The 608-nt window shown below is 49.3% G+C and carries 1 protein-coding gene and 1 pseudogene; both read left to right on the forward strand.

Annotation, left to right across the window (positions count from 1 at the left end; all coding sequences use genetic code 11):
* A pseudogene (locus JCM12296_RS40910) lies at positions 1–214 on the forward strand (hypothetical protein); the annotation flags it as partial.
* A 9-nt stretch (positions 215–223) separates the two neighbouring features.
* Complete coding sequence (locus JCM12296_RS35500) at positions 224–517, forward strand: CHC2 zinc finger domain-containing protein (RefSeq protein ID WP_054702864.1); 294 nt, start codon at positions 224–226, stop codon at positions 515–517.
* Positions 518–608 lie beyond the last annotated feature (91 nt).

A 608-nucleotide genomic window follows, 5' to 3' on the forward strand; every position in this document is an offset into this window, starting at 1 on the left:
TGCTTATATCGACAACCGCATGACCTTGGCCGGCGGAAACACCAAGATCTTCGAGACCGAGGCCAAAAACCTGATCCATGACTACACCGGCGGCGTCCCCCGCCAAATCAACAATGTCGCTACCGCCTGCCTCATTCATGCCGCATCGCGCAACCTGAAAAAAATCAATGACACGCTGGTCAACGAAACCATGAGTGAATTTAATCTGCCATAGGAGGGCGCCATGGCCAACCATTACTCCGCAAGCTTTTTGCGCTCACTAAGAAATCGCATCCCCATCGACGTCGTGATTGTCGACGTGTTACGGCTGGATATCCGCCCTGATAAAACGCTGCTGCGTTTTCGATGCCCATTGTGCGATCGCTTTCATACGGCGACAAATCCGAAAACCAACCTGGCACGATGTTTTGATTGCGAGAAAAACTTCAATCCCATCGATTTGGTCATTGCTGTCACTCAATGCAGCTTCGTCGATGCGGTGGAGCGATTGAAACACAAATCCCATTGGATGGGTTGAGTAATCGGTCAATGGCACTCAATTATTGTGGGAAGCAAACAAAGTCAGATATTTTGAGATAAACAGGGTCAACTAAACTGGGACGTAGCAG

The organism is Desulfosarcina cetonica JCM 12296, assembly GCF_001311845.1.
Taxonomy (GTDB): Bacteria; Desulfobacterota; Desulfobacteria; order Desulfobacterales; family Desulfosarcinaceae; genus Desulfosarcina; species Desulfosarcina cetonica.

Excerpts from the sequence above, each read along its gene's own strand:
- JCM12296_RS35500 (WP_054702864.1), top strand. The coding sequence starts at position 224 with ATGGCCAACCATTACTCCGCAAGCTTTTTGCGCTCACTAAGAAATCGC.